The following is a 20,320-nucleotide window of genomic DNA, read 5'->3' on the forward strand; positions in this document are numbered from 1 at the left end:
TACACCGGCACCGTTTCGAAGCGCATCGCCATGACCGTCTCCACCATTGACCGACCGGCCGACCGTCAATCCGACCGGCCCGCGGCGTCCGCAACCCCGACCAGGGAGTCGGACACGGACACGGCCCCCGTGGTGGCGGTGCTGATCCCCTGCTACAACGAGGAGGCGGCCATCGCCGCCGTCGTGCGCGACTTCCGCACGGCCCTGCCCGACGCGACGGTCTACGTCTACGACAACAACTCGTCCGACCGAACGGTGGAGGTGGCGAAGGCGGCCGGCGCCGTGGTCCGGCACGAACCGTTGCAGGGCAAGGGCAACGTCATGCGCCGGATGTTCTCCGACATCGAGGCGGACGTCTATGTGCTGGTCGACGGCGACGACACCTACCACGCCCCCTCCGCCCCGCTGATGGTCAAGCGGCTGTGGGACGACCAGCTCGACATGGTCAACGGCGCCCGCGTCACCGAGATCGTCAAGGCCTACCGGCCCGGCCACCGCTTCGGCAACAAGCTGCTGACCGGCATGGTCGCGCTGATCTTCGGCGACCGCATCCAGGACATGCTGTCGGGCTACCGCGTTTTCTCGCGCCGCTTCATCAAGTCCTTCCCGGCGCTTGCCAGCGGCTTCGAGACGGAGACGGAGCTGACCGTCCACGCGCTGGAGCTGAACATGCCCATCGCCGAGATCAAGGCGCCCTACAAGGACCGCCCGCCGGGCTCGCACAGCAAGCTGAACACCATCCGCGACGGCATCCGCATCCTGCGCACCATCGTCAATCTGGTGAAGGAGGAGCGCCCGCTGCCCTTCTTCTTTGCCATCTTCGCGGCCCTCGCCGCGGCGTCGGTGATCCTCGCCTGGCCGGTGGTGGCGACCTACCTGCAGACCGGGCTGGTGCCGCGCCTGCCCACCGCCGTGCTGTCCACCGGTCTGGTGCTGCTGGGCTTCCTCAGCCTGACCTGCGGGCTGATCCTCGACACCGTCACGCTGGGCCGCCGCGAGGCCAAGCGCATGCGCTACCTGTCGATTCCCGCACCGGGCGTCCATCCGGTCCGCAAGGCCGCCGGGTCCTGACCATGGGCAATCCCATCGGCGCCCTGTCCGACAGCCGGCTCGGACGGCTGGCCGTTCAGTTCGGCAAGTTCGGCCTCGTCGGCGTGGTCGGTCTGGTGGTGGACACGGCGGTGGTCTACGCGCTGGTGTTCGGCGCCGGGTTGGAGTTCTTCGCCGCCCGCATCCCGGCCTATCTGGCCGCCGCCACCACGACCTTCGCGCTGAACCGCGCCTTCACCTTCCGCGGGGCGGCCGACGCGCCGCTCTACCGGCAATGGGCCACCTTCCTGGCCGCCAACGCCTTCGGCGGAGCGGTGAATTACGGCGTCTCGGTCGGGCTGGAAGCCGCCCTGCCGCTGGCCGAGGCCCACCCGGTGCTGGCCGTCGCCGCCGGCTCGCTGTCCGGCATGGCACTGAACTTCGCCGCCTCCAAGCATCTGGTCTTCAAGGGCGCTTGAGCCGGGACACTTGAGGCGAGGCGCCCGACCACCCTCTCCTCTTCCGCATATGACCGGAAGTCCCATTGTGCGCCGCCGCAGACACCCGAAGTCCATGGAATGGGGCGCATCCGACGGGAATGGCCCCGACACCGACCTGCCTTGGCAAAGAGCCGGGAGGGAGCCATGAACAACAGCGACGTGCTGTGGGCCTGGGTGGCTGGAGTCACCGTGTCCGTAGCCCTGCTGGTCGGGCTGTCCCGCATGGGCGGACCGCCGACCCGTGCTGTGGAGGGGCATTTCACGCTGCCCGACATGGCGATGGGAGCCGCGGGTTGGGATTACGAGGCGTGGGAGCGGACCGGCGGAACGCCGCCGCGCCCCGAGTCGGTGGACACCCTCGCCCGGATGCTCGACCTGCTGGAAGGCATCCCCCCCGCATCGGGCGCTCCCCTGCCCGACGGGGACATGGACGGGGACATCGCCGATACCGGTGCGGCCGAAACCCAGTGACTCCGTGAACTGTTTGCCGCGACCACCCCGTGCAGCCATGGACTCCGCAGGCCCGGTCGCCATATAACGGCGGTCATGACGCGCGAATTCCTGAAGATGCACGGGCTCGGCAACGACTTTGTCGTGATCGACGCCCGCAAAACGCCGTACTCGCCGGCCGAGGCCGAGGTGCGTGCCATCGCCGACCGCAAGACCGGGGTGGGCTGCGACCAGTTCATCGTGATCGAGCCGGCGAAAACGGACGGCACGGCGGGCTTCATGCGCATCCGCAACGCCGACGGCGGCGAGGTGTCGGCCTGTGGCAACGCCTCGCGCTGCGTCGGCTGGCTGCTGATGGAGGAGGCGGGGGCGGAGCGCGTCGCCTTCGAGACCAACGCCGGCATCCTGCAGGCCAGCCGCGCCGACAACGGGCGGATCACCGTGGACATGGGTCAGGCCAATCTGGACTGGACGCAGATCCCGCTGGCGGAACCGGCGGATACGCTGCGCCTCGACGCGGTGTCGCACGGCGGCTTCGCCGGTCCCACCGCGGTCAGCATGGGCAACCCGCACGCCGTCTTCTTCGTGGACGATGCCGAGGCCGTGCCGCTGGCCGAGGTCGGTCCGGTGTTCGAGAATCACCCGGCCTTCCCCCAGCGCACCAATGTCGAATTCGTCCAGGTGTTGTCCCCCACCGCCGTCCGTATGCGGGTGTGGGAGCGCGGGGCCGGCATCACCCAGGCCTGCGGGACCGGCGCCTGCGCCACCGCGGTCGCCGCGATCCGCCGCGGGCTGACCAACCGCAAGGTCGACGTGATCCTGGATGGCGGCACCCTGACCATCGAATGGCGTGAGGACGGCCGCGTCCTGATGACCGGCCCGGTTGCCCTCAGCTATACCGGGCGGCTGTCTCCGGAGCTGGTCGCCGTCTGAGCGGTCTCCATTGAAGCATAGGGCCGCCCGTTAGGCTGAAAGAGCATGAGCGACACTGTGACCAACGAGCCGGAGATCGTCACCTTCGGCTGCCGCCTGAACACCTACGAATCCGAGGTGATGCGCACCCACGCCCGCAACGCCGGGCTGGGGGACGTCGTCATCGTCAACACCTGCGCGGTGACCTCGGAAGCGGAACGGCAGGCCCGCCAGACCATCCGCAAGCTGCGCCGCGAGCGCCCGAACGCCCGCATCGTGGTGACCGGCTGCGCCGCCCAGATCGACCCGCAGCGCTACGGCGCCATGCCGGAGGTCGATCAGGTGCTTGGCAACCAGGAGAAGCTGCAACCGGAAAGCTGGGGTCTGGCCCCGGCGGAGAAGGTGCTGGTCAACGACATCATGTCGGTGAAGGAGACCGCCGGCCACCTGATCGGCGGGTTCGAGGACCGGGCGCGCGCCTTCGTCCAGGTCCAGCAGGGCTGCGACCACCGCTGCACCTTCTGCATCATCCCCTATGGTCGCGGCCCGTCGCGCTCCGTTCCCATCGGCGCGGTGGTGGAGCAGGTGCAGGCGCTGGTGAAGGCCGGCTACAACGAGGTCGTGCTGTCCGGCGTGGACATCACCAGCTTCGGCCCCGACCTGCCGGGCACGCCGACGCTGGGGCAGATGGTGCGCCGCCTGCTGGCGCTGGTGCCGGAGCTGCCGCGGCTTCGCCTGTCCTCGCTCGACTGCATCGAGATCGACGACGACCTGTGGCGGCTGATCGAGACCGAGCCGCGGCTGATGCCGCACCTCCACCTGTCGCTCCAGGCCGGCGACGACATGATCCTGAAGCGCATGAAGCGCCGGCACAGCCGCGCCGACGCCATCGCCTTCTGCGAGCGCGTGCGCTCCCTGCGTCCCGACATGGTGTTCGGCGCCGACTTCATCGCCGGCTTCCCGACCGAGACCGACGAGATGTTCGAGAACACGATGCGGCTGGTTGAGGAGTGCGGCCTGACCTGGCTGCACGTCTTCCCCTACAGCCCACGCCCCGGCACCCCGGCCGCCCGCATGCCGCAGGTCGACGGCGGCCTCCGCAAGGAGCGCGCGGCCCGTCTGCGCGCGCGCGGCGCCGAGGCCGAGGCCCGCACGCTGGCCTCGCTGGTTGGGCGCGAGGTGTCGGTGCTGGTCGAGAAGGATGATCTCGGCCGCACCCAGCATTTCGCCGAAATCCGCCTGGGCACGCCCCGGCCCCCCGGCTCCGTCCTGCGCGCCACGGTCACCGGCGTGGCCGGCGGCGCGCTGACCGGCACCCCCCTTTGAGAACAGTGGACACGCCATGATCCTGCGTTGGTTCGGCCGCAAGAAGCCCGAAGAGCAAGCCCGCAAGGACGAGACGACCGCCCCGCTCCCGGAAGCGGTCCCCGCCGAGCCTGCGCCCACCGAGCCGGCACACACGGAACCGACCCAGGAGGCGCCGGTCCCAGAACCGGTCGCCGAAGCACCCCCGGCCCCCGAGCCGCTGCCGGAACCCGAACTCCCGCCCCCGCCCGCGGTCGAGACCCCGCCCCCGCCGCCCATCGCCCCGCCGTCCGGGCCGGAGGAGCGCGAGGACACGCCGGAGATCGTCCGCGACGACCTCCCCGCGGCCCTGACGGCCGAGGAGGAGAAGCCCAAGAAGGGCTGGTTCGCCCGGCTGAAGGACGGCCTGTCCAAGTCCTCGTCCAAGCTGACCGAGGGCATCTCCGGCATCTTCACCAAGCGCAAGCTCGACGACGAGGCGCTGGAGGAGCTGGAGGAACTGCTCATCACCGCCGACCTCGGCCCGACCACGGCGGCCAAGGTGACGGCGGAGCTGGCGCGCACCCGCTTCGGCAAGGAGGTCAGCCCCGAGGAGGTCAAGGCCACGCTGGCCGCCGAGGTCGCGAAGATCGTCGGCCCGGTCGCCAAGCCGCTGGAGATCGACGCCGCGCTGAAGCCCCACGTCATCCTGGTGGTCGGCGTCAACGGCACCGGCAAGACGACGACCATCGGCAAGCTGGCCCGCCAGTTCCGCGCCGAGGGCAAGACGGTCATGCTGGCCGCCGGCGACACCTTCCGCGCCGCCGCGGTCAGCCAGCTGAAGATCTGGGGCGAGCGCACCGGCTGCCCGGTGATCGCCCGCGACACCGGGGCCGACGCCGCCGGCCTCGCCTTCGACGCGCTGGAGGAGGCACGGCGCCAGAGCGTGGACATCCTGCTGATCGACACCGCGGGTCGCCTTCAGAACAAGGCCGGCCTGATGGACGAGCTGCGCAAGATCGTCCGCGTCATCAAGAAGGTGGACGAGAGCGCGCCGCACACCACCCTGCTGACGCTGGACGCCACCACCGGCCAGAACGCGCACAATCAGGTCGAGGTGTTCCGCGACATGGTGAACGTCTCCGGCCTGATCCTGACCAAGCTGGACGGGTCGGCGCGCGGCGGCGTGCTGGTCTCGCTGGCCGAGCGCTTCAAGCTGCCGGTGCACGCCATCGGCATCGGCGAGGGCGTCTACGACCTGCGCCCCTTCGACGCCGACCAGTTCGCCAAGTCGCTGATGGGGCTGCCGTCCCAGTAACGGCGCCCCCCAAGGCACAGGCAGGGGGCTTGTGCGAGAAAGGGACTTCCGACAGCTTCGCCCAGGCCCTATCTGAAGACTATGACGGCTGCCAAGATCTCCCCCTCCCCCGTTCCCCCCGGTCCTGTCGAGCGCTTCACCGACGCGGACGCCGCCCTGGCCCTCGTCAAGGACCTCTACGACCGCAACACCGCCTATCTGCGCGATCGCTTCGCCGCCTTCACCCGCGGCGAGGACGGCGGACGGCGGGAGCAGGCCCATTACCCCTACGTCCGCCTCTCCACCGCCTCGGCGGCCACGGTGGACACGCGGCTGGCCTACGGCTTCGTCGAGGGGCCGGGCACCTATTCCACGACGCTGACCCGCCCCGACCTGTTCGACCGCTATTACCGCGAACAGCTCTCGCTCCTGCTGCGCAACCACCATGTTCCGCTGGAGGTCGGGGTCAGCGACGAGGCGATCCCCATCCATTTCGCCTTCCCCCAGGGCATGCATGTCGAGGGCGACCTGACGCCGGAGCGGCTGGCCGGCCTGCCCGACCTGTTCGACCTGCCCGACCTCGCCCGCATGGACGACACCATCGTCAACGGGACCTACGAGGAGTCGCTGGACGCGGTGAAGCCGCTGGCTCTGTTCACCGCGCCGCGGGTGGATTTCTCGCTGCACCGGCTGCGCCACTACACGGCGACGGCGCCGGAGGATTTCCAGAACTTCGTCCTGTTCACGAACTACCAGTTCTATGTGGACGAGTTCATCCGCATGGCCCGCGAGATCATGGAGCCGGCCTCCGATCCCGAGCTGGCCGCCTACCGCAGCCAATACGACCGCTTTGTCGAGCCCGGCGGCGTCATCGTTCAGAACGCCAATCTGGGGGGCAATCCCGGCGAGGCGCCAACGAACGGCGCGCGGCTGCTCCGCCTGCCGCAGATGCCCGCCTATCACCTGACCCGCCCGGACGGCAACGGCATCACCCTGGTCAACATCGGCGTCGGCCCGTCCAACGCCAAGACGATCACCGACCACATCGCCGTGCTGCGCCCGCACGCCTGGATCATGCTGGGCCACTGCGCCGGGCTGCGCAGCACGCAGCGGCTGGGCGACTATGTGCTGGCCCACGGCTATGTCCGCGACGACCATGTGCTGGACGCCGACCTGCCGACCTGGGTGCCCGTCCCGGCGCTGGCCGAGGTGCAGCGCGCCCTGGAGACGGCGGTGGAGCGGGTGACCGGCCTGTCCGGCTACGCGCTGAAGAGCATCATGCGCACCGGCACGGTGGCGACCATCGACAACCGCAACTGGGAGCTGCGCGACCACCGCGAGCCGCTGATGCGCTTCAGCCAGAGCCGCGCGGTCGCGCTGGACATGGAAAGCGCCACCATCGCCGCCAACGGCTTCCGCTTCCGCGTTCCCTACGGCACGCTGCTCTGCGTCTCCGACAAGCCGATGCACGGCCAGTTGAAGCTGCCGGGCATGGCCGACCGCTTCTACCGCGAGCGGGTCGACCAGCATCTGAAGATCGGCGTGCTGGCCATGGAGCTTCTGCGCGAGCACGGCATGGAAACCCTGCATTCCCGCAAGCTGCGGAGCTTCGCCGAGGCGGCCTTTCAGTAAACCGCCCTCCGAAAGCCATTTTGCCTCACCCGAAAGTGCAGGCGCCAAAGTGCGCCTGCGCCTTATCTTAGGGTGCTCGGCAACGAAGGGAATTCAACCAATATGGCCGTGCGTGCAGGTTGGAGCGTCATCGCCGCCCTTTCTCTCGGGCTGGCGACGGGGCCGGTGCTGGCCCAAAGCGCACCAGAGGCGGACAGCGTTCCAGAAGCGAACCATGTTCCAAACACGGACACCGCTCCGCCGGCGGAAACCACGCCCCGGTCCGGACCGTCCATCGGCGCCTGGGTCGACAACGACCTGTTCGGCGGCGGCACCGACCGCTACTACACGAACGGTGTCCAGTTCTACTACGTCTCCGGCGACCGCCCGACCTACGGCAACATCGACTGGCTGGCCAACCTCGTTCCGTGGATCGGGGAGCATGGGGTGCGGCGCTACGGCATCGCCTTCGGCCAGAACATGTACACCCCCAGCGACATCACCAAGCCAATCCCCGACCCCACCGACCGCCCCTACGCCGGTTGGCTGTACGGCCGCCTGTCGGTGATCTCGGAGGAGACGCGGCAGGTCGACCGCATCGACCTGGACCTCGGCATGGTCGGCCCGGCCTCGCTGGCGGAGCAGACCCAGAAGGCGGTGCACCGCATCGTCCCCGGCGCCCGCTGGCCGGAGGGCTGGGACTACCAGCTCAAGAACGAGCCGGGCATCATCCTCAGCTACGAGCATGTCTGGCGCGCCGAGCGGCCGGCCCGCATCGGCCCCTTCGAGGCGGACATCAGCCCTCACGTCGCCGGCAGCGTCGGCAACGTCCTGACCTTTGGCGGAGCCGGCGTCACGATGCGGCTGGGCGGCAACATGGCGCCGCCGGTCGGCGCGCTGATCCTCCGCCCGACCGCCAGCATCCCCTATCAGGACAGCGTGGCCGCGGGGGAGCCGCGCCCGCCCTTTTCCTGGTACGTCTACGCCGGGGCGGAGGGGCGCGCCATCGCCCGCAACATCTTCCTCGACGGCAACAGCTTCCGCGACAGCCGATCGGTGGACAAGCACAACTTCGTCGCCGCCTTCCAGCTCGGCGTGGCGCTGCGCTACGGCCCGTTCGGCATCTCCTACGCCCAGAACTTCCTGTCGCCGGAGTTCGAGGGGCAGAAATCCTACACCAACTACGGCTCGATCCGCGCCTCCTACCGGTTCTGACCGCTTCCATATCCCCTCGGTCTTCGATCCCTCTCCCGTCCCGGGAGAGGGAGGGACCCACCGCAATGCGGTGGGAGGGTGAGGGTGCCGCCAAGGATCAGTGCCTTGATCCTCGCAAGACCCTCACCCGGCGCCTTCGGCGCCACCCTCTCCCGGGACGGGAGAGGGATTCACTTTATCCCAGGCCCGGTTCGGTCTATGTGAGGATCATGAACCAATACGCCCGACTGCTGATCGAAGCCGGCCCGCTGGCGGCCTTCTTCATCGCCAATTCCCAGGCCGGCATCATGATCGGCACCGCCGTCTTCATGGTTGCGATCAGCATTTCCGTGCTGGTCTCCTGGCGGTTCGAACGCAAGGTGCCGGTGATGCCGGTGGTCGGGGCGGGCTTCGTCCTGCTGTTCGGCGGCCTGACGCTGTGGCTCCAGGACGATCTGTTCATCAAGATCAAGCCGACGCTGGTCAACCTGCTGTTCGCTGCGGTCCTGTTCGCGGCGCATCTGACGCGGCGCAACGTGCTGAAGCATGTGCTGGGGTCGGTGCTGAACCTGACCGATGCCGGATGGCGCACGCTGGCGATCCGCTGGGCGTGGTTCTTCCTGCTGTTGGCCGCGCTGAACGAGGTGGTGTGGCGCACCATGACCACCGATGCCTGGGTGAACTTCAAGGTGTTCGGCATCATGCCGCTGACCCTGCTGTTCAGCGCCCTGCAGGCCCCGCTGATCCTGCGCCACCAAGTGCCGGAGGAGCCGCCGGCCGAGAAGTCCTCCTCCGCCTCCTGACCGCACTCTCTTCCCTACGGAGCGCACCCGCCATGTCCCACGATTACCCGCGCGACCTGATCGGCTACGGGTCCCGTCCGCCGCACCCCTACTGGCCGGGCGGGGCGCGGGTGGCGGTGCAGTTCGTCATCAACTACGAGGAGGGCGGGGAGAACTGCGTCCTGCACGGCGACGCCGCGTCGGAGGCCTTCCTGTCCGAAATCGTCGGCGCCCAGCCCATCGTGGGCATGCGGCACATGAACATGGAGTCGATCTACGAATACGGGTCCCGCGCCGGCTTCTGGCGGCTGCACCGGATGTTCACGGAGCGCGGCCTGCCGGTGACCGTCTACGGCGTCGCCATGGCGCTGGAGCGCAACCCGGACGCCGTCCGCGCCATGCAGGACGCCGGGTGGGAGATCGCCACCCACGGCTACCGCTGGATCGACTACCAGCATCTGCCGGAGGCGGTGGAGCGCGAGCACATGCTGCGCGCCATCGAGATCCACACCCGCGTGACCGGCTCCCGCCCGCTCGGCTGGTATCTCGGGCGGTGCAGCCCCAACACCTGGAAGCTGGTGTCGGAGGAGGGCGGTTTCCTCTACAACGCCGACAGCTACGCCGACGACCTGCCCTATTGGGACGACCGCTTCGGCCGGCCGCAGTTGATCGTGCCCTACACGCTCGACGCCAACGACATGCGCTTCGCGACCAACCAGGGCTTCAACACGGGCGAGCAGTTCTTCACCTATTTGAAGGACAGCTTCGACGTGCTCTACGCCGAAGGGGAAGACCAGCCTAAGATGATGTCGATCGGGCTGCACTGCCGTCTGGTCGGGCGCCCGGGGCGCGCCGCGGCGCTGGCCCGCTTCCTCGACTATGTGCGGGGTCACGACAAGGCCTGGGTCGCCACCCGGCTGGACATCGCCCGCCACTGGATGGCCGAACACCCCTACCGGCCGACCGCCTGAACCGGGAAGAAGCGACCCGGGGTCGCGTCCGCGCCCAACTTTCTCACGCCAATTCGTCGCATCGGCGTTTGAACGAACGTCGAAATACAGTAGAAGGTCTTTGGATCGCGGCGCGGCCCTTTCGGGGCCGCGGTCCCGTGTCTGCCGATTCCTTGCGATCTTCAACTGGGTGCGCACGCCGCCGTGACGTTCAAGGATGAGATGAAGGCCGCCGGTCAGACGGCGGATCACAAGGCGCGCCCCATGGCCGATGCCCCCGCCGACGATGGCGGGGAGGCCCGGGACGACATCGCCCGCCTTCTGCGCGCCCTCAACGACGACCTGAAGGCCGACCCGGCGGAGGAGGACGATCTCCTGTCCCCGGACGCCGGGCGGAAGGCGGAGCGGCACCTGCCCATCGGCAAGATCGCCGCGGCGCTGGCCGCCGCCATCGGCATCGGCGCGGTCGTCGTGATGCTGGACCAGGGCGGGGACGCACCGTCCGCCCCCCCGGCGCCGCTCATCACCGCCGTCCCCAGCGCCCCGCCCCCCGGCGGCGCCTCGCCCGGCACCGTGGCTCCGGCAAAGCCGGAGGCGTTGATCACCCGCGCGGCCCCTGCCCCCGCCCCGGCCCAACAGCCGCCGATGCAGACGCAGACCATCGTCGCACCGGCCGCACCGGCGCCCGCCGTGGCCACGCCGCCCATGGCGCTGCCCCAGATTCCGCCGCCCGCGATGAAGGTGCCGGAACCGCCAGCCCTGCCGTCACCCGCTCCCGCCATCACCAAGCCGGCCGACCCCGTCCCCGCGCCGCACCCCGTGGAAACAGCGGAGAGCGCGAAGACCCCAGCGCATCCGCCGACATCGGCCATGGCTCCGCCCCCGGCCGAGCCCGCCAAGGCTCCGCCCCCCGTCAAGACCACGGAAACGGCAGAGCTTCAGGCCATGCTGTCGGTTCCGCCCCCGCCGGCCGCGGCCCAGCGCCAAGCCGCCACGGCGCGCCCGGCGCCGCAGCCTGCCAAGCCGGCGCCCAAGACGGCCTCCACCCCGCCCGCGCCCACTCCGCCCGCCACGGCGCCATCGTCGGGTGTGCTGACGCCGCCAGCGTCCGCCGCCGTTCCGGATGGGCGCTACACCGTGCAGGTCGGGTCCTTCCAGCAGGCCGACAACGCCGAAGGGCTGGTCCGCCGCCTGCGCGGTCTCGGCTTCAACGCCTACGCGCTGGACTGGACCGACGCCGAGCAGCGGTCCTGGCATGTGGTCCGCGTCGGCGGTTATGCCGACACCGCCGCCGCCCGTCAGGCCGCCGCGTCGCTGAAGGGCAAGGTGGAAGCGCAGCCCATCGTCGTCTCGACGCGCTGACCGCAGGCAACGGCGGCGGCGCGACAAACTGTCGCTTCTCTCTATTCCGCTTCTTTCCTTTCGGAATGCCCGCCCGCAATTTCGGTATTGCGGGCGGGCTTCGTCTTGATCTGTCCTTCTCCTTGCCGCTAACATGGGATTGAACAGGCACGCATATTAGAACAAGCGCAGCCGCAAGAAGCCGGCGCATCAGACCGGCGAACCGGAGGAAACCCTGGTATGAAGCCGACGATCCTGGTCGCCGACGATGAGCCCAGCATCGTCCTCTCCCTGCAGGTCCTGTTGCAGAAGGCGGGCTTTGCCGTGCGCATCGCCCGCAACGGCGAGGAAGCCCTTGAATCGGTTGCGGAAAGCACGCCCGACCTGATCCTGCTGGACGCCATGATGCCGCGGCGCGACGGGTTCGACGTCTGCCAGTCGCTGCGCGCCAACCCCGCCTACCAATCGCTGCCCATCATCATGCTGACGGCCAAGAGCCGCGACGTGGAGCGGCAGAAGGGCATGGCCCTGGGCGCCACGGACTACATCACCAAGCCCTTCTCGACCCGCGACCTCGTCACCACCGTCCGCAAGTACCTGCCACCCGAGAACGACCCGGACGAAACCCAGGGCGGGGCCGCGGAGCCGCAATCATGAGCGCCCCGGCGACCACCGGAAGTGCCGGAACCGCCGCTCCGGCGACCACCCCGGCGGAGCCGCGCCGGATCATCCCGCTGGCCTTCCGCGCCGCCGGCGTCGGCCTGCCCCTGTTGTCGGTGGGGGCCGCGGTCGGCTTCAGCGCGAACAACGACCCCAACGCTTTCGTCACCTACGCCGTCACCATGACCGCCGCCGTCACCGCCGCGGTCTGGGGCCTGTGGGGGCTGGTCGACCGGCGGCTGCTGCGCGCCTCGGAAACGCTGAGCCGCGAGGCCGGGCTGATCGCCCATGGCACGGCGGACGGCAAGACCGGCGCGCGCATTCCGCTGGCCCGCTACGGCGACCTCGCCCCGGTGGCCAAGGCGGTCAACGAGCTGTCGGACAAGCTGGCCGCCGCCCGCCGCGACACCGCGCGCACCGTCGCGGAGTCGACCGCCAAGGCCGAGGAGCAGAAGACGCGGCTCGCCGCCGTCCTGCGCGACCTGCACGAAGGCGTCCTGGTCTGCAACTTGAAGCACCAGATCCTTCTCTACAACCAGACGGCGCTCGACATCCTCCATCTGGCCGGCGACCTCGGGCTGGGCCGCTCCCTGCTGCATTTCGTGGTGGCGGAGCCGGTCATCCACACGCTGGAGCGGCTGACCCTGCGCGTGCGCGAGGGGCGGCATGTCAACCACGAGCATGGCACCACCGCCCAGTTCGTCGGCGCCACGACGGACGGGCACATCCTGCTGGCCGGGCGCATGAGCGCCATCCTGCAGGACCCGCCGGAGGGCTCGGACGAGTTGCCGACCATCACCGGTTACGTCATCACCCTGTCCGACGCCACCAGCGAACTGGCCGCGCTTGGCCAGCGCGACGCCCTGCTGCGCGAGGCGACGGAGGGCTTCTGCGCCCCCATCGCCAACCTCCGCGCCGTGCTGGAGACGCTGGACGACACGCCGGAGCTGGGGCCGGAGGAGCGCGCCGCCTTCCAGGCCGCGCTGATGGAGTCGTCCAACACCCTGTCGGAGCGATTGGCCCGCGTCACCAACGAGTATCGCAGCGTCGTCACCGGCTCCTGGCCGATGAGCGACATCCACTCCACCAACCTCATCAACCTGATCCGCCACCGCGTGGGGCCGGAGGCGCAGTATGGCGTGACGCTGACCGGGCTGCCGCAATGGGTTCACGGCGACAGCTACAGCCTCGTCATCCTGTTCGGCTATCTGATCGAGTACGTCTACGCGCTGACCGGGGTCCCCGCCTACGACCTGTCGGTGGAGCCGGGGGACAGCTGGGTCTATCTCGACATCACCTGGCGCGGCCCGTCGGTGCCCAGCGGCATCGTCGACAGCTGGCTCGACCACCCGCTGCCCGACGCGCTGGGCGGCCTGACGGTCGGCGACGTGCTTCAGCACCACAAGAGCACGATGTGGAGCGAGCCGGTGAAAGGGCCCGGATCGGAAGGCGAGCTGCTGTCGCGCCTGCGCGTGCCGCTGCCGCCCGCGCTGAAGCCGCCCTCCGCCCACACCGCGGCGCGCGGCGGGGCGCGGCCGGAGTTCTTCGACTTCAACCTGCTGCACCAGCCGCTGGCCACCAGCGAGCTTGGCCGCACGCCGCTCGACCAGCTCCATTACGTGGTCTTCGACACCGAGACGACCGGCCTGTCCCCCAGCACCGGCGACGAGATCATCCAGATCGCCGCCGTGCGCGTCGTCGGCGGGCGCATCCTGACCGGTGAGACCTTCAACACGCTGGTCAACCCGAAGCGGAGCATCCCGGCGGAATCGATCCCCTTCCACGGCATCACCGACGCGATGGTCGCCGACAAGCCGACCATCGACAAGGTGCTGCCGCAGTTCCGCGGCTTCGTGTCGGGCGCGGTGCTGATCGCCCACAACGCCGCCTTCGACCTCAAATTCCTGAAGATGAAGGAACGGGCGTCAGGCGTGCGCTTCGACAGCCCGGTGCTCGACACCATGCTGCTGTCGCGGATGCTGCTCGGCGAGGGCGGCGACCACACGCTGGACGGCATCGCCGAGCGGCTGGGGATCGAGGTGGTGGACCGCCACACGGCGCTGGGCGACAGCCTCGTCACCGCCGCGGTCTTCCTGCGCATGGTCGAGATGCTCAAGGAACGCGACGTCCGCACGCTCGACGACGCCATCCGCGGCGCCAACATCATCGTCGAGCTGGCGGCGCGGGAGCGCGCCTTTTGACCGGGGGGCCCGCCCCGCAACCCGCAACCCCTCCACCGCGCCGGGCGGGCGCCGACCGCCTGATCGCGCTGTTCCTGTTCGGCGTGGTCGCCTTCAACCCGCCTCTGCTGCGCGTCTTCGGCGCCGGCGACACGCTGTTCGGCCTGCCGCTGCTGTACGTGTACGCGTTGGGGGTGTGGGGCGGGGTGATCGCGCTGTCGGCGGTGCTTCTGGAACGCAGGGGGCGTTGAGATGCCCTGGCCCACCATCGTCGCCGCCAGCTTCGCCTACCTGCTCCTCCTCTTCGCCATCGCCTGGTGGGCGGACCGGCGGGCCGACACCGGGCGCAGCGTCATCGCCTCGCCGTACGTGTACGCGCTCTCCTTGGCGGTCTATTGCACGACCTGGACCTTCTACGGCTCGGTCGGGCGGGCGGCGTCGCTGGGCATCGGCTTCCTGCCGATCTATCTCGGCCCGACCCTGCTGATGCTGCTGGGGCCGCTGGTGCTGCGCAAGATCCTGCGCATCGCCAAGGCGCAGCGCATCACCTCCATCGCCGACTTCATCGCGTCGCGCTACGGGCGCAGCCAGGGGCTGGGCGGGCTGGTGGCGCTGACCGCGGTGATCGGGGTGACGCCCTACATTGCGTTGCAGCTCAAGGCCGTGGCGGTCAGCTTCGACGTGCTGTGGGGCACCGACCCGTCCGGCGCCACCGGCGGCCTGTCCCTGCCCGTGGTCCTGGACAACGCCTTCTACGTGGCGGTCGTCATGGCGGCCTTCGCCATCATCTTCGGCACGCGCCACATCGACGCGGCGGAGCATCACGAGGGCATGGTGGCGGCCATCGCCTTCGAGTCCGTGGTCAAGCTGGTGGCCTTCCTGGCGGTCGGCGCGGCGGTGGTCTGGGGGCTGCACGACGGCCCGACCGACCTGTTCGCCACGGCCGCGGAGCATCCGGAGATCCGCAACCTCTTCACCTCCGCCCCGGCGCTGGCCGACGGGTCGTGGCTGACCATGACGCTGCTGTCGATGGCGGCGGTGCTCTGCCTGCCCCGCCAGTTCCAGGTGACGGTGATCGAGAATGTGGACGAGCGGCACCTGACCCGCGCCCTGTGGCTGTTCCCGCTCTACATGCTGCTGATCAACCTGTTCGTCCTTCCGGTGGCGGTGGCCGGGCTGATGCGCTTTCCCGACCGGGCGGTGGACCCGGACATGTTCGTGGTGGCGCTGCCGCTGGCCGCCGGGAACGATTGGCTGGCCCTGCTGGCCTTCATCGGCGGGCTGTCGGCGGCCACCGGCATGATCGTGGTCGAGGCCATCGCGCTCTCCACCATGGTGTGCAACGACATCGTGATGCCGCTTCTGCTGCGCGCCCGCAGCGCCCGGCTGGAGCGGCTGCACGACCTGTCGCCGCTGCTGCTGACCATCCGGCGCGCCGCCATCGTGGCGATCCTGCTGCTCGGCTACCTGTATTTCCGCATCGCCGGCTCGGCCTACGCGCTGAGCGCCATCGGCCTGATCTCCTTCACGGCGGTGGCGCAGTTCGCCCCGGCGCTGATCGGCGGCGTCTACTGGGCGGGGGCGACCCGGCGCGCCGCGCTGGCCGGCCTCAGCGCCGGCATCCTGATCTGGGCCTACACGCTGCTGCTGCCCAGCTTCGCGCGGTCCGGCTGGCTGCCCGCCGCCTTCATCGACCAGGGGCCGTGGGGCGTCGCCCTGCTGCGGCCCTACGCCCTGTTCGGGCTGGACGGCATGGACCCGCTGACCCACGCGCTGTTCTGGAGCATGCTGCTCAACATCGGCCTCTACGTCGTAGTCTCCCTGCTCGACCGCCCCGGCCTGGGCGAGCGGGCGCAGGCGACCGCCTTCGTCGAGGTGTTCCAGCACCGCGACACCCCCCTGCCCGCCGGCGTCTGGCGCGGCACCGCCACGGTCGGCGACCTGCAACGGATCGTCGCGCGCTTCCTCGGTCCGCAGCGGGCGGAGGCCGCCTTCGCCCAGCATGTCCGCCGCAACGGCCCGCTGGAGCCGGACCGCCGGGCCGGGGCGGAGCTGGTGCGCTTCGCCGAGCGGCTGCTCGCCGGGGCGATCGGCGCCGCCTCGGCGCGGGTGGCGCTGGCCTCCGCGGTCGAGGGTGGCGAGGTCAGCTACCCCGAGCTGATGCGGATGCTCGACGAGACCAGCCACGTCATCGAGTACAGCCGCCAGCTCGAACACAAGACGGCGGAGCTGCAGCGCGCGTCGGCCGCGCTGCGCGCCGCCAACTTGCGGCTGACGGAGCTGGACCGGCTGAAGGATGAGTTCCTGTCCACCGTGACGCACGAGCTGCGCACGCCGCTGACCTCCATCCGCGCCCTGACCGAGGTGCTGCACGACAACCCCGACATCGAGCTGGAGCAGCGGCAGGAGTTCCTCGGCCTCGTCATCACCGAGAGCGAGCGGCTGACCCGCCTCATCAACCAAGTCCTCGACATGGCGAAGATCGAGGCCGGGGAGATCGACTGGCAGGTCCGCCCGATGGACCTGGGGGCCGCGCTGGAGCAGGCGGCGGCGGCCACCGCCCGGCTGTTCCATGAGCGTGGCATCGCGCTGGCCGTCACCATCCCGCAAGGCTTGCCGCCGGTGCGCGGCGATCATGACCGGCTGGTCCAGGTGGCGGTGAACCTGCTGTCCAACGCCGCGAAATTCACCCCGGCGGGGGGGCGGGCCTCGCTGTCCGTCGCGGTGGACGACGACCACCTGCGCGTGTCCGTCACCGACAGCGGCCCCGGCATCGCCGCGGAGCATCAGGCCATCGTCTTCGACCGCTTCCGGCAGGTCGGCGACACCATGACCGACAAGCCGCAGGGCACCGGGCTGGGGTTGGCCATCAGCAAGCGCATCGTCGAGCATCTCGGCGGGCGCATCCGGGTGGACAGCGCCCCCGGCAAGGGCGCCACCTTCGCCTTCACCGTTCCTTTGGCGACAGCGGCAACAGCCGTGTCACAAAACGATCAAAGCGCGAAAGAACCGGACCACACCGCCGGAACGCGCTCCGGTTGACACAGGTCAGTCCAGTTGCCTTAACGAATCCTTATACGTGTTTCAGGCAGGTTTTTTACCAAATGCCGGACATGATCAGTCTTCCGGACGGGGCATTGCCCGGTCGGGTTGCAAGGAGACGGGCGGTGACTTTGATCAAGTGGAGCGACGAGGGGGGAACGGTGCGGCTGGGCCTGCCCAGCGACCTCGACCTCGCCATGGCGCAGCCCCTGCTGGACAGCCTGCGCGCCGGCTTCGCCGCGTCCCAAACCGTGATCGCCGAAGCCGCGGCCGTGGAGCGGGTCAGCACCGCCTGCGTCCAGGCGCTGCTCGTCGCCTCCCGGCATGCCGCCGAACAGAACCGCACGTTCGCCATCGCCCAGCCGTCCGAGGTCCTGGCGGAAGCCTGCGAGGATCTGGGGCTGGACGGCTGGTTGAAGCAATGGAGCCAAGCGTGAAGAAGAAGGTACTCACCGTCGACGATTCGCGGACCATGCGGGACATGGTCTCCTTCACGCTGAAGGGCGCCGGCTACGACGTGGTCGAGGCCGCCGACGGACAGCAGGCGCTGGGCGTCATCGGCGCCAACAAGGTGGACCTCGTCATCACCGACCTGAACATGCCGGTGATGGACGGGCTGACCCTGATCCGCCGCCTGCGCGCCACCCCGGCGCACCGCACGCTGCCCATCCTGATGCTGACCACCGAGGCCGACGAGAAGAAGAAGTCCGAAGGCCGGGCCGTGGGGGCGACCGGCTGGATCGTGAAGCCCTTCAACCCGGAGAAGCTGATCTCCGTCGTGCAGAAGGTCTGCGGCTGACGCCGCGTCCTGGCTTGTGAGGGGGCGCCCGTGGAAGACCTGAGCCGGTTCAAGCAAACCTATTTCGACGAAAGCGCGGAGCTGCTGGAGGTCGCCGAGTCCGGCCTGCTGCGGCTGACGCCGGGCGAGGTCGATTCCGACGAGGTCAACGCCATCTTCCGCGCCGTCCATTCCATCAAGGGCGGCGGCGGCGCCTTCGGCTTCACCGAGCTGGTCACCTTCGCGCACGAGTTCGAGACGGTGATGGACGGGGTGCGCAACAACACCGTCCCCGTCACGACGGAGCTGGTGGACACGCTGATCCGCGCCAACGACCTGCTGGGCCAGATGCTGGCCTACGCGCGCGAGGGCGACCCCGCCCCGGCGGGGACCACCGACGGCACCGTGGCCGCCCTGCGCCGCCACCTGTCGGGCGGGGCTCCACAGGCCCAGGCTCCGGCGGCCGCTCCCGCCGCTCCGGCGCCTGCCCCCGTCTACGCCCCAACCTACGCCGACGACGAGGACGACGAGGCCGGGCTGTTCGGCGACGCCATGGCGGCCATCGCCGCCGCCCGCGCGGAGGAGGACCCGGTTCCCCCCGGCAAGCTGCGCTGGACCATCGTCTTCCGGCCGCGGTCCGATCTGCTGATGTCGGGCAACGAGCCGGCCTTCATGCTGCGCGCGCTGCGCCGGCTGGGCGACGCCACCGTCGAATGCCACACCGACGCCCTGCCCAATCTTCAGAACCTGGAGGCGGAGCTTCTTCACCTCTCCTGGACGGTCACGCTGATCGCCGACGCGGACGTCGATCTGGACAAGATCAACGACGTCTTCGAGTTCGTGGCCGACGACTGCGACATCCGCATCACTGCGGAAGCCCCGCCGCCCGCCGCCCCGGAGGAGGCGCCGCCCGTCACCGATCCGGTGCCCGTCGCCGCCCCGCCAGCGGTGGTCGTCGCGATCCCCGAAGCGCCCCCCAGAACGCCTGGGGCTGAAACCCCAAAAGCCGAGGCCGCCCGCCCGCGCCCCAACGGCGGCGGGGCGGAGCACGCCGGGCTGACCAGCCACACCATCCGCGTCGATCTCGACAAGATCGACCGGCTGGTCAACATGGTCGGCGAGATGGTCATCACCCAGGCGATGATCGCCGAGCATGTGCGCGAGCTGCCCCCCGGCGAGTTCCAGGAGCTTCTGGAAGGGCTGGAGCAGCTGGCCCAGCACACCCGCGAGCTGCGCGAGAGCGTGATGTCGATCCGCGCCCAGCCGGTGTCGAGCGTCTTCTCCCGCATGCCGCGGCTGGTCCGCGAATGCGCCGCCACGACGGCCAAGGAGGTCCAGCTCGTCACCAGCGGCGAGACGACGGAGGTGGACAAGACGGTGGTGGAGAACCTCGTCGATCCGCTGACCCACATGATCCGCAACTCCATCGACCACGGGCTGGAAGGCCCGGAGGAGCGGGAGCGCGTCGGCAAGCCGCGCGCCGGCACCGTTCATCTGTCGGCGCAACACCGCTCGGGCCGCATCGTCATCGAGATCACCGACGACGGGCGCGGCATCAACCGGCCCAAGGTGCTGTCCAAGGCCATCGAGAAAGGGCTCGTCCAGCCGGGCGCCACCCTGTCGGACGAGGAGATCGACAACCTGATCTTCCTGCCCGGCTTCTCCACCGCCGACCAGGTGTCCAACCTGTCGGGCCGCGGCGTCGGCATGGACGTGGTGCGGCGGAACATCACCTCGCTCGGCGGGCGCATCGGCGTCTACTCGACGCCGGGCGAGGGCTCGCGCTTCGTGCTGTCGCTGCCGCTGACCCTGGCCGTGCTCGACGGCATGGTGATCTCGGTCGGCGAGGAGCGCTTCGTCCTGCCGCTGACCAACATCGTGGAGAGTCTGCGCCCCAAGGCGGCGGACCTGCACGGGCTGGTCGGCAAGTGCGACGTGATGATGGCCCGCGGCGAGTATGTGCGGCTGGTCTACCTGCACCAGCTGTTCGGCATCCCCGGCGCCGTCGCCGACCCCACCCGCGCGCTGGTCGTGCTGGTGGAGACGGAGGACGGCTCCCGCCTCGGCCTCGTCGTGGACGAGGTGCTGGGCCAGCAGCAGGTCGTCATCAAGAGCCTGGAAGCGAATTTCCGCCGCCTCGACGGCGTGGCCGCCGCGACCATCCTGGGCGACGGGCGCGTCGCCCTGATCCTGGACGTCGCCGGCCTGCGCGAGATGAGCCGGCACATGGATTCCCGGGCGCCGCGTCCGCCGTCTTCGCCGGTGGCCGCGCTGCCCGCACCCGCACTCGAACCGGTCTGAGGCCACAGC

At 69.8% G+C, this 20,320-nt stretch carries 18 protein-coding genes; all 18 read left to right on the forward strand.

Going from position 1 to position 20,320, the window contains the following annotated elements; all coding sequences use genetic code 11:
* The first annotated feature begins 30 nt into the window (after positions 1 to 30).
* Positions 31 to 1,071 (forward strand): glycosyltransferase family 2 protein, encoded by a 1,041-nt coding sequence (locus ACFPMG_RS06835; protein WP_376994447.1) that lies wholly within the window; start codon positions 31 to 33, stop codon positions 1,069 to 1,071.
* Positions 1,072 to 1,073: 2 nt separating this feature from the next.
* Complete coding sequence (locus tag ACFPMG_RS06840) at positions 1,074 to 1,508, forward strand: GtrA family protein (protein WP_376994448.1); 435 nt, start codon at positions 1,074 to 1,076, stop codon at positions 1,506 to 1,508.
* A gap of 165 nt (positions 1,509 to 1,673) precedes the next feature.
* Positions 1,674 to 2,000, forward strand: coding sequence for a hypothetical protein (locus tag ACFPMG_RS06845; protein WP_376994449.1), 327 nt, complete (start codon positions 1,674 to 1,676; stop codon positions 1,998 to 2,000).
* Positions 2,001 to 2,075: 75 nt separating this feature from the next.
* On the forward strand, positions 2,076 to 2,912 hold the full coding sequence (dapF, locus tag ACFPMG_RS06850; RefSeq protein ID WP_376994450.1) for a diaminopimelate epimerase: 837 nt from the start codon (positions 2,076 to 2,078) through the stop codon (positions 2,910 to 2,912).
* Positions 2,913 to 2,957: 45 nt separating this feature from the next.
* A complete protein-coding gene (mtaB, locus tag ACFPMG_RS06855; protein ID WP_137139859.1) occupies positions 2,958 to 4,217 on the forward strand; it encodes a tRNA (N(6)-L-threonylcarbamoyladenosine(37)-C(2))-methylthiotransferase MtaB in 1,260 nt (419 codons plus the stop codon).
* A gap of 16 nt (positions 4,218 to 4,233) precedes the next feature.
* On the forward strand, positions 4,234 to 5,493 hold the full coding sequence (ftsY, locus tag ACFPMG_RS06860; protein ID WP_376994451.1) for a signal recognition particle-docking protein FtsY: 1,260 nt from the start codon (positions 4,234 to 4,236) through the stop codon (positions 5,491 to 5,493).
* Positions 5,494 to 5,574: 81 nt separating this feature from the next.
* Complete coding sequence (locus ACFPMG_RS06865; protein ID WP_376994452.1) at positions 5,575 to 7,104, forward strand: AMP nucleosidase; 1,530 nt, start codon at positions 5,575 to 5,577, stop codon at positions 7,102 to 7,104.
* 102 nt (positions 7,105 to 7,206) lie between these two features.
* Positions 7,207 to 8,298, forward strand: coding sequence for a lipid A deacylase LpxR family protein (locus ACFPMG_RS06870; RefSeq protein WP_376994453.1), 1,092 nt, complete (start codon positions 7,207 to 7,209; stop codon positions 8,296 to 8,298).
* Positions 8,299 to 8,507: 209 nt separating this feature from the next.
* Complete coding sequence (locus ACFPMG_RS06875; RefSeq protein ID WP_109072107.1) at positions 8,508 to 9,080, forward strand: septation protein A; 573 nt, start codon at positions 8,508 to 8,510, stop codon at positions 9,078 to 9,080.
* Between the two features lie 32 nt (positions 9,081 to 9,112).
* Positions 9,113 to 10,030: an allantoinase PuuE gene (gene puuE / locus ACFPMG_RS06880; RefSeq protein WP_376994454.1), complete on the forward strand. Its 918-nt coding sequence runs from the start codon at positions 9,113 to 9,115 to the stop codon at positions 10,028 to 10,030.
* A 183-nt stretch (positions 10,031 to 10,213) separates the two neighbouring features.
* Positions 10,214 to 11,371 carry an SPOR domain-containing protein gene (locus ACFPMG_RS06885; RefSeq protein ID WP_376994455.1) on the forward strand — a complete coding sequence of 386 codons (1,158 nt, stop codon included), beginning with the start codon at positions 10,214 to 10,216 and terminating at the stop codon, positions 11,369 to 11,371.
* Between the two features lie 219 nt (positions 11,372 to 11,590).
* On the forward strand, positions 11,591 to 12,007 hold the full coding sequence (locus ACFPMG_RS06890) for a response regulator transcription factor (protein WP_376994456.1): 417 nt from the start codon (positions 11,591 to 11,593) through the stop codon (positions 12,005 to 12,007).
* Positions 12,004 to 14,211 carry a 3'-5' exonuclease gene (locus tag ACFPMG_RS06895; RefSeq protein WP_376994457.1) on the forward strand — a complete coding sequence of 736 codons (2,208 nt, stop codon included), beginning with the start codon at positions 12,004 to 12,006 and terminating at the stop codon, positions 14,209 to 14,211. Before ACFPMG_RS06890 ends, ACFPMG_RS06895 begins: the two co-directional genes overlap by 4 nt.
* A complete protein-coding gene (locus ACFPMG_RS06900) occupies positions 14,208 to 14,441 on the forward strand; it encodes a hypothetical protein (RefSeq protein WP_014241663.1) in 234 nt (77 codons plus the stop codon). The genes ACFPMG_RS06895 and ACFPMG_RS06900 overlap by 4 nt, the downstream gene beginning before the upstream one ends.
* Before the next feature lies 1 nt (position 14,442).
* Entirely contained in the window at positions 14,443 to 17,232 is a 2,790-nt protein-coding gene (locus ACFPMG_RS06905) for an ATP-binding protein (protein ID WP_376994458.1), read from the forward strand.
* A 125-nt stretch (positions 17,233 to 17,357) separates the two neighbouring features.
* On the forward strand, positions 17,358 to 17,669 hold the full coding sequence (locus tag ACFPMG_RS06910) for an STAS domain-containing protein (RefSeq protein WP_038529688.1): 312 nt from the start codon (positions 17,358 to 17,360) through the stop codon (positions 17,667 to 17,669).
* A complete protein-coding gene (locus ACFPMG_RS06915; RefSeq protein ID WP_014241666.1) occupies positions 17,654 to 18,031 on the forward strand; it encodes a response regulator in 378 nt (125 codons plus the stop codon). The genes ACFPMG_RS06910 and ACFPMG_RS06915 overlap by 16 nt, the downstream gene beginning before the upstream one ends.
* A gap of 30 nt (positions 18,032 to 18,061) precedes the next feature.
* Positions 18,062 to 20,311 carry a chemotaxis protein CheA gene (locus ACFPMG_RS06920; protein WP_376994460.1) on the forward strand — a complete coding sequence of 750 codons (2,250 nt, stop codon included), beginning with the start codon at positions 18,062 to 18,064 and terminating at the stop codon, positions 20,309 to 20,311.
* The last annotated feature ends 9 nt before the right edge of the window (positions 20,312 to 20,320 follow it).

The organism is Azospirillum himalayense (genome assembly GCF_042657465.1).
GTDB lineage: Bacteria > Pseudomonadota > Alphaproteobacteria > Azospirillales > Azospirillaceae > Azospirillum > Azospirillum himalayense.

What these genes read in the sequence shown, in the direction of transcription:
- ACFPMG_RS06835 (WP_376994447.1), top strand. Translation starts at nt 31, where the DNA reads ATGACCGTCTCCACCATTGACCGACCGGCCGACCGTCAATCCGACCGG.
- ACFPMG_RS06840 (WP_376994448.1), top strand. Translation starts at nt 1,074, where the DNA reads ATGGGCAATCCCATCGGCGCCCTGTCCGACAGCCGGCTCGGACGGCTG.
- ACFPMG_RS06845 (WP_376994449.1), top strand. Translation starts at nt 1,674, where the DNA reads ATGAACAACAGCGACGTGCTGTGGGCCTGGGTGGCTGGAGTCACCGTG.
- dapF (WP_376994450.1), top strand. Translation starts at nt 2,076, where the DNA reads ATGACGCGCGAATTCCTGAAGATGCACGGGCTCGGCAACGACTTTGTC.
- mtaB (WP_137139859.1), top strand. Translation starts at nt 2,958, where the DNA reads ATGAGCGACACTGTGACCAACGAGCCGGAGATCGTCACCTTCGGCTGC.
- ftsY (WP_376994451.1), top strand. Translation starts at nt 4,234, where the DNA reads ATGATCCTGCGTTGGTTCGGCCGCAAGAAGCCCGAAGAGCAAGCCCGC.
- ACFPMG_RS06865 (WP_376994452.1), top strand. Translation starts at nt 5,575, where the DNA reads ATGACGGCTGCCAAGATCTCCCCCTCCCCCGTTCCCCCCGGTCCTGTC.
- ACFPMG_RS06870 (WP_376994453.1), top strand. Translation starts at nt 7,207, where the DNA reads ATGGCCGTGCGTGCAGGTTGGAGCGTCATCGCCGCCCTTTCTCTCGGG.
- ACFPMG_RS06875 (WP_109072107.1), top strand. Translation starts at nt 8,508, where the DNA reads ATGAACCAATACGCCCGACTGCTGATCGAAGCCGGCCCGCTGGCGGCC.
- puuE (WP_376994454.1), top strand. Translation starts at nt 9,113, where the DNA reads ATGTCCCACGATTACCCGCGCGACCTGATCGGCTACGGGTCCCGTCCG.
- ACFPMG_RS06890 (WP_376994456.1), top strand. Translation starts at nt 11,591, where the DNA reads ATGAAGCCGACGATCCTGGTCGCCGACGATGAGCCCAGCATCGTCCTC.
- ACFPMG_RS06895 (WP_376994457.1), top strand. Translation starts at nt 12,004, where the DNA reads ATGAGCGCCCCGGCGACCACCGGAAGTGCCGGAACCGCCGCTCCGGCG.
- ACFPMG_RS06905 (WP_376994458.1), top strand. Translation starts at nt 14,443, where the DNA reads ATGCCCTGGCCCACCATCGTCGCCGCCAGCTTCGCCTACCTGCTCCTC.
- ACFPMG_RS06915 (WP_014241666.1), top strand. Translation starts at nt 17,654, where the DNA reads ATGGAGCCAAGCGTGAAGAAGAAGGTACTCACCGTCGACGATTCGCGG.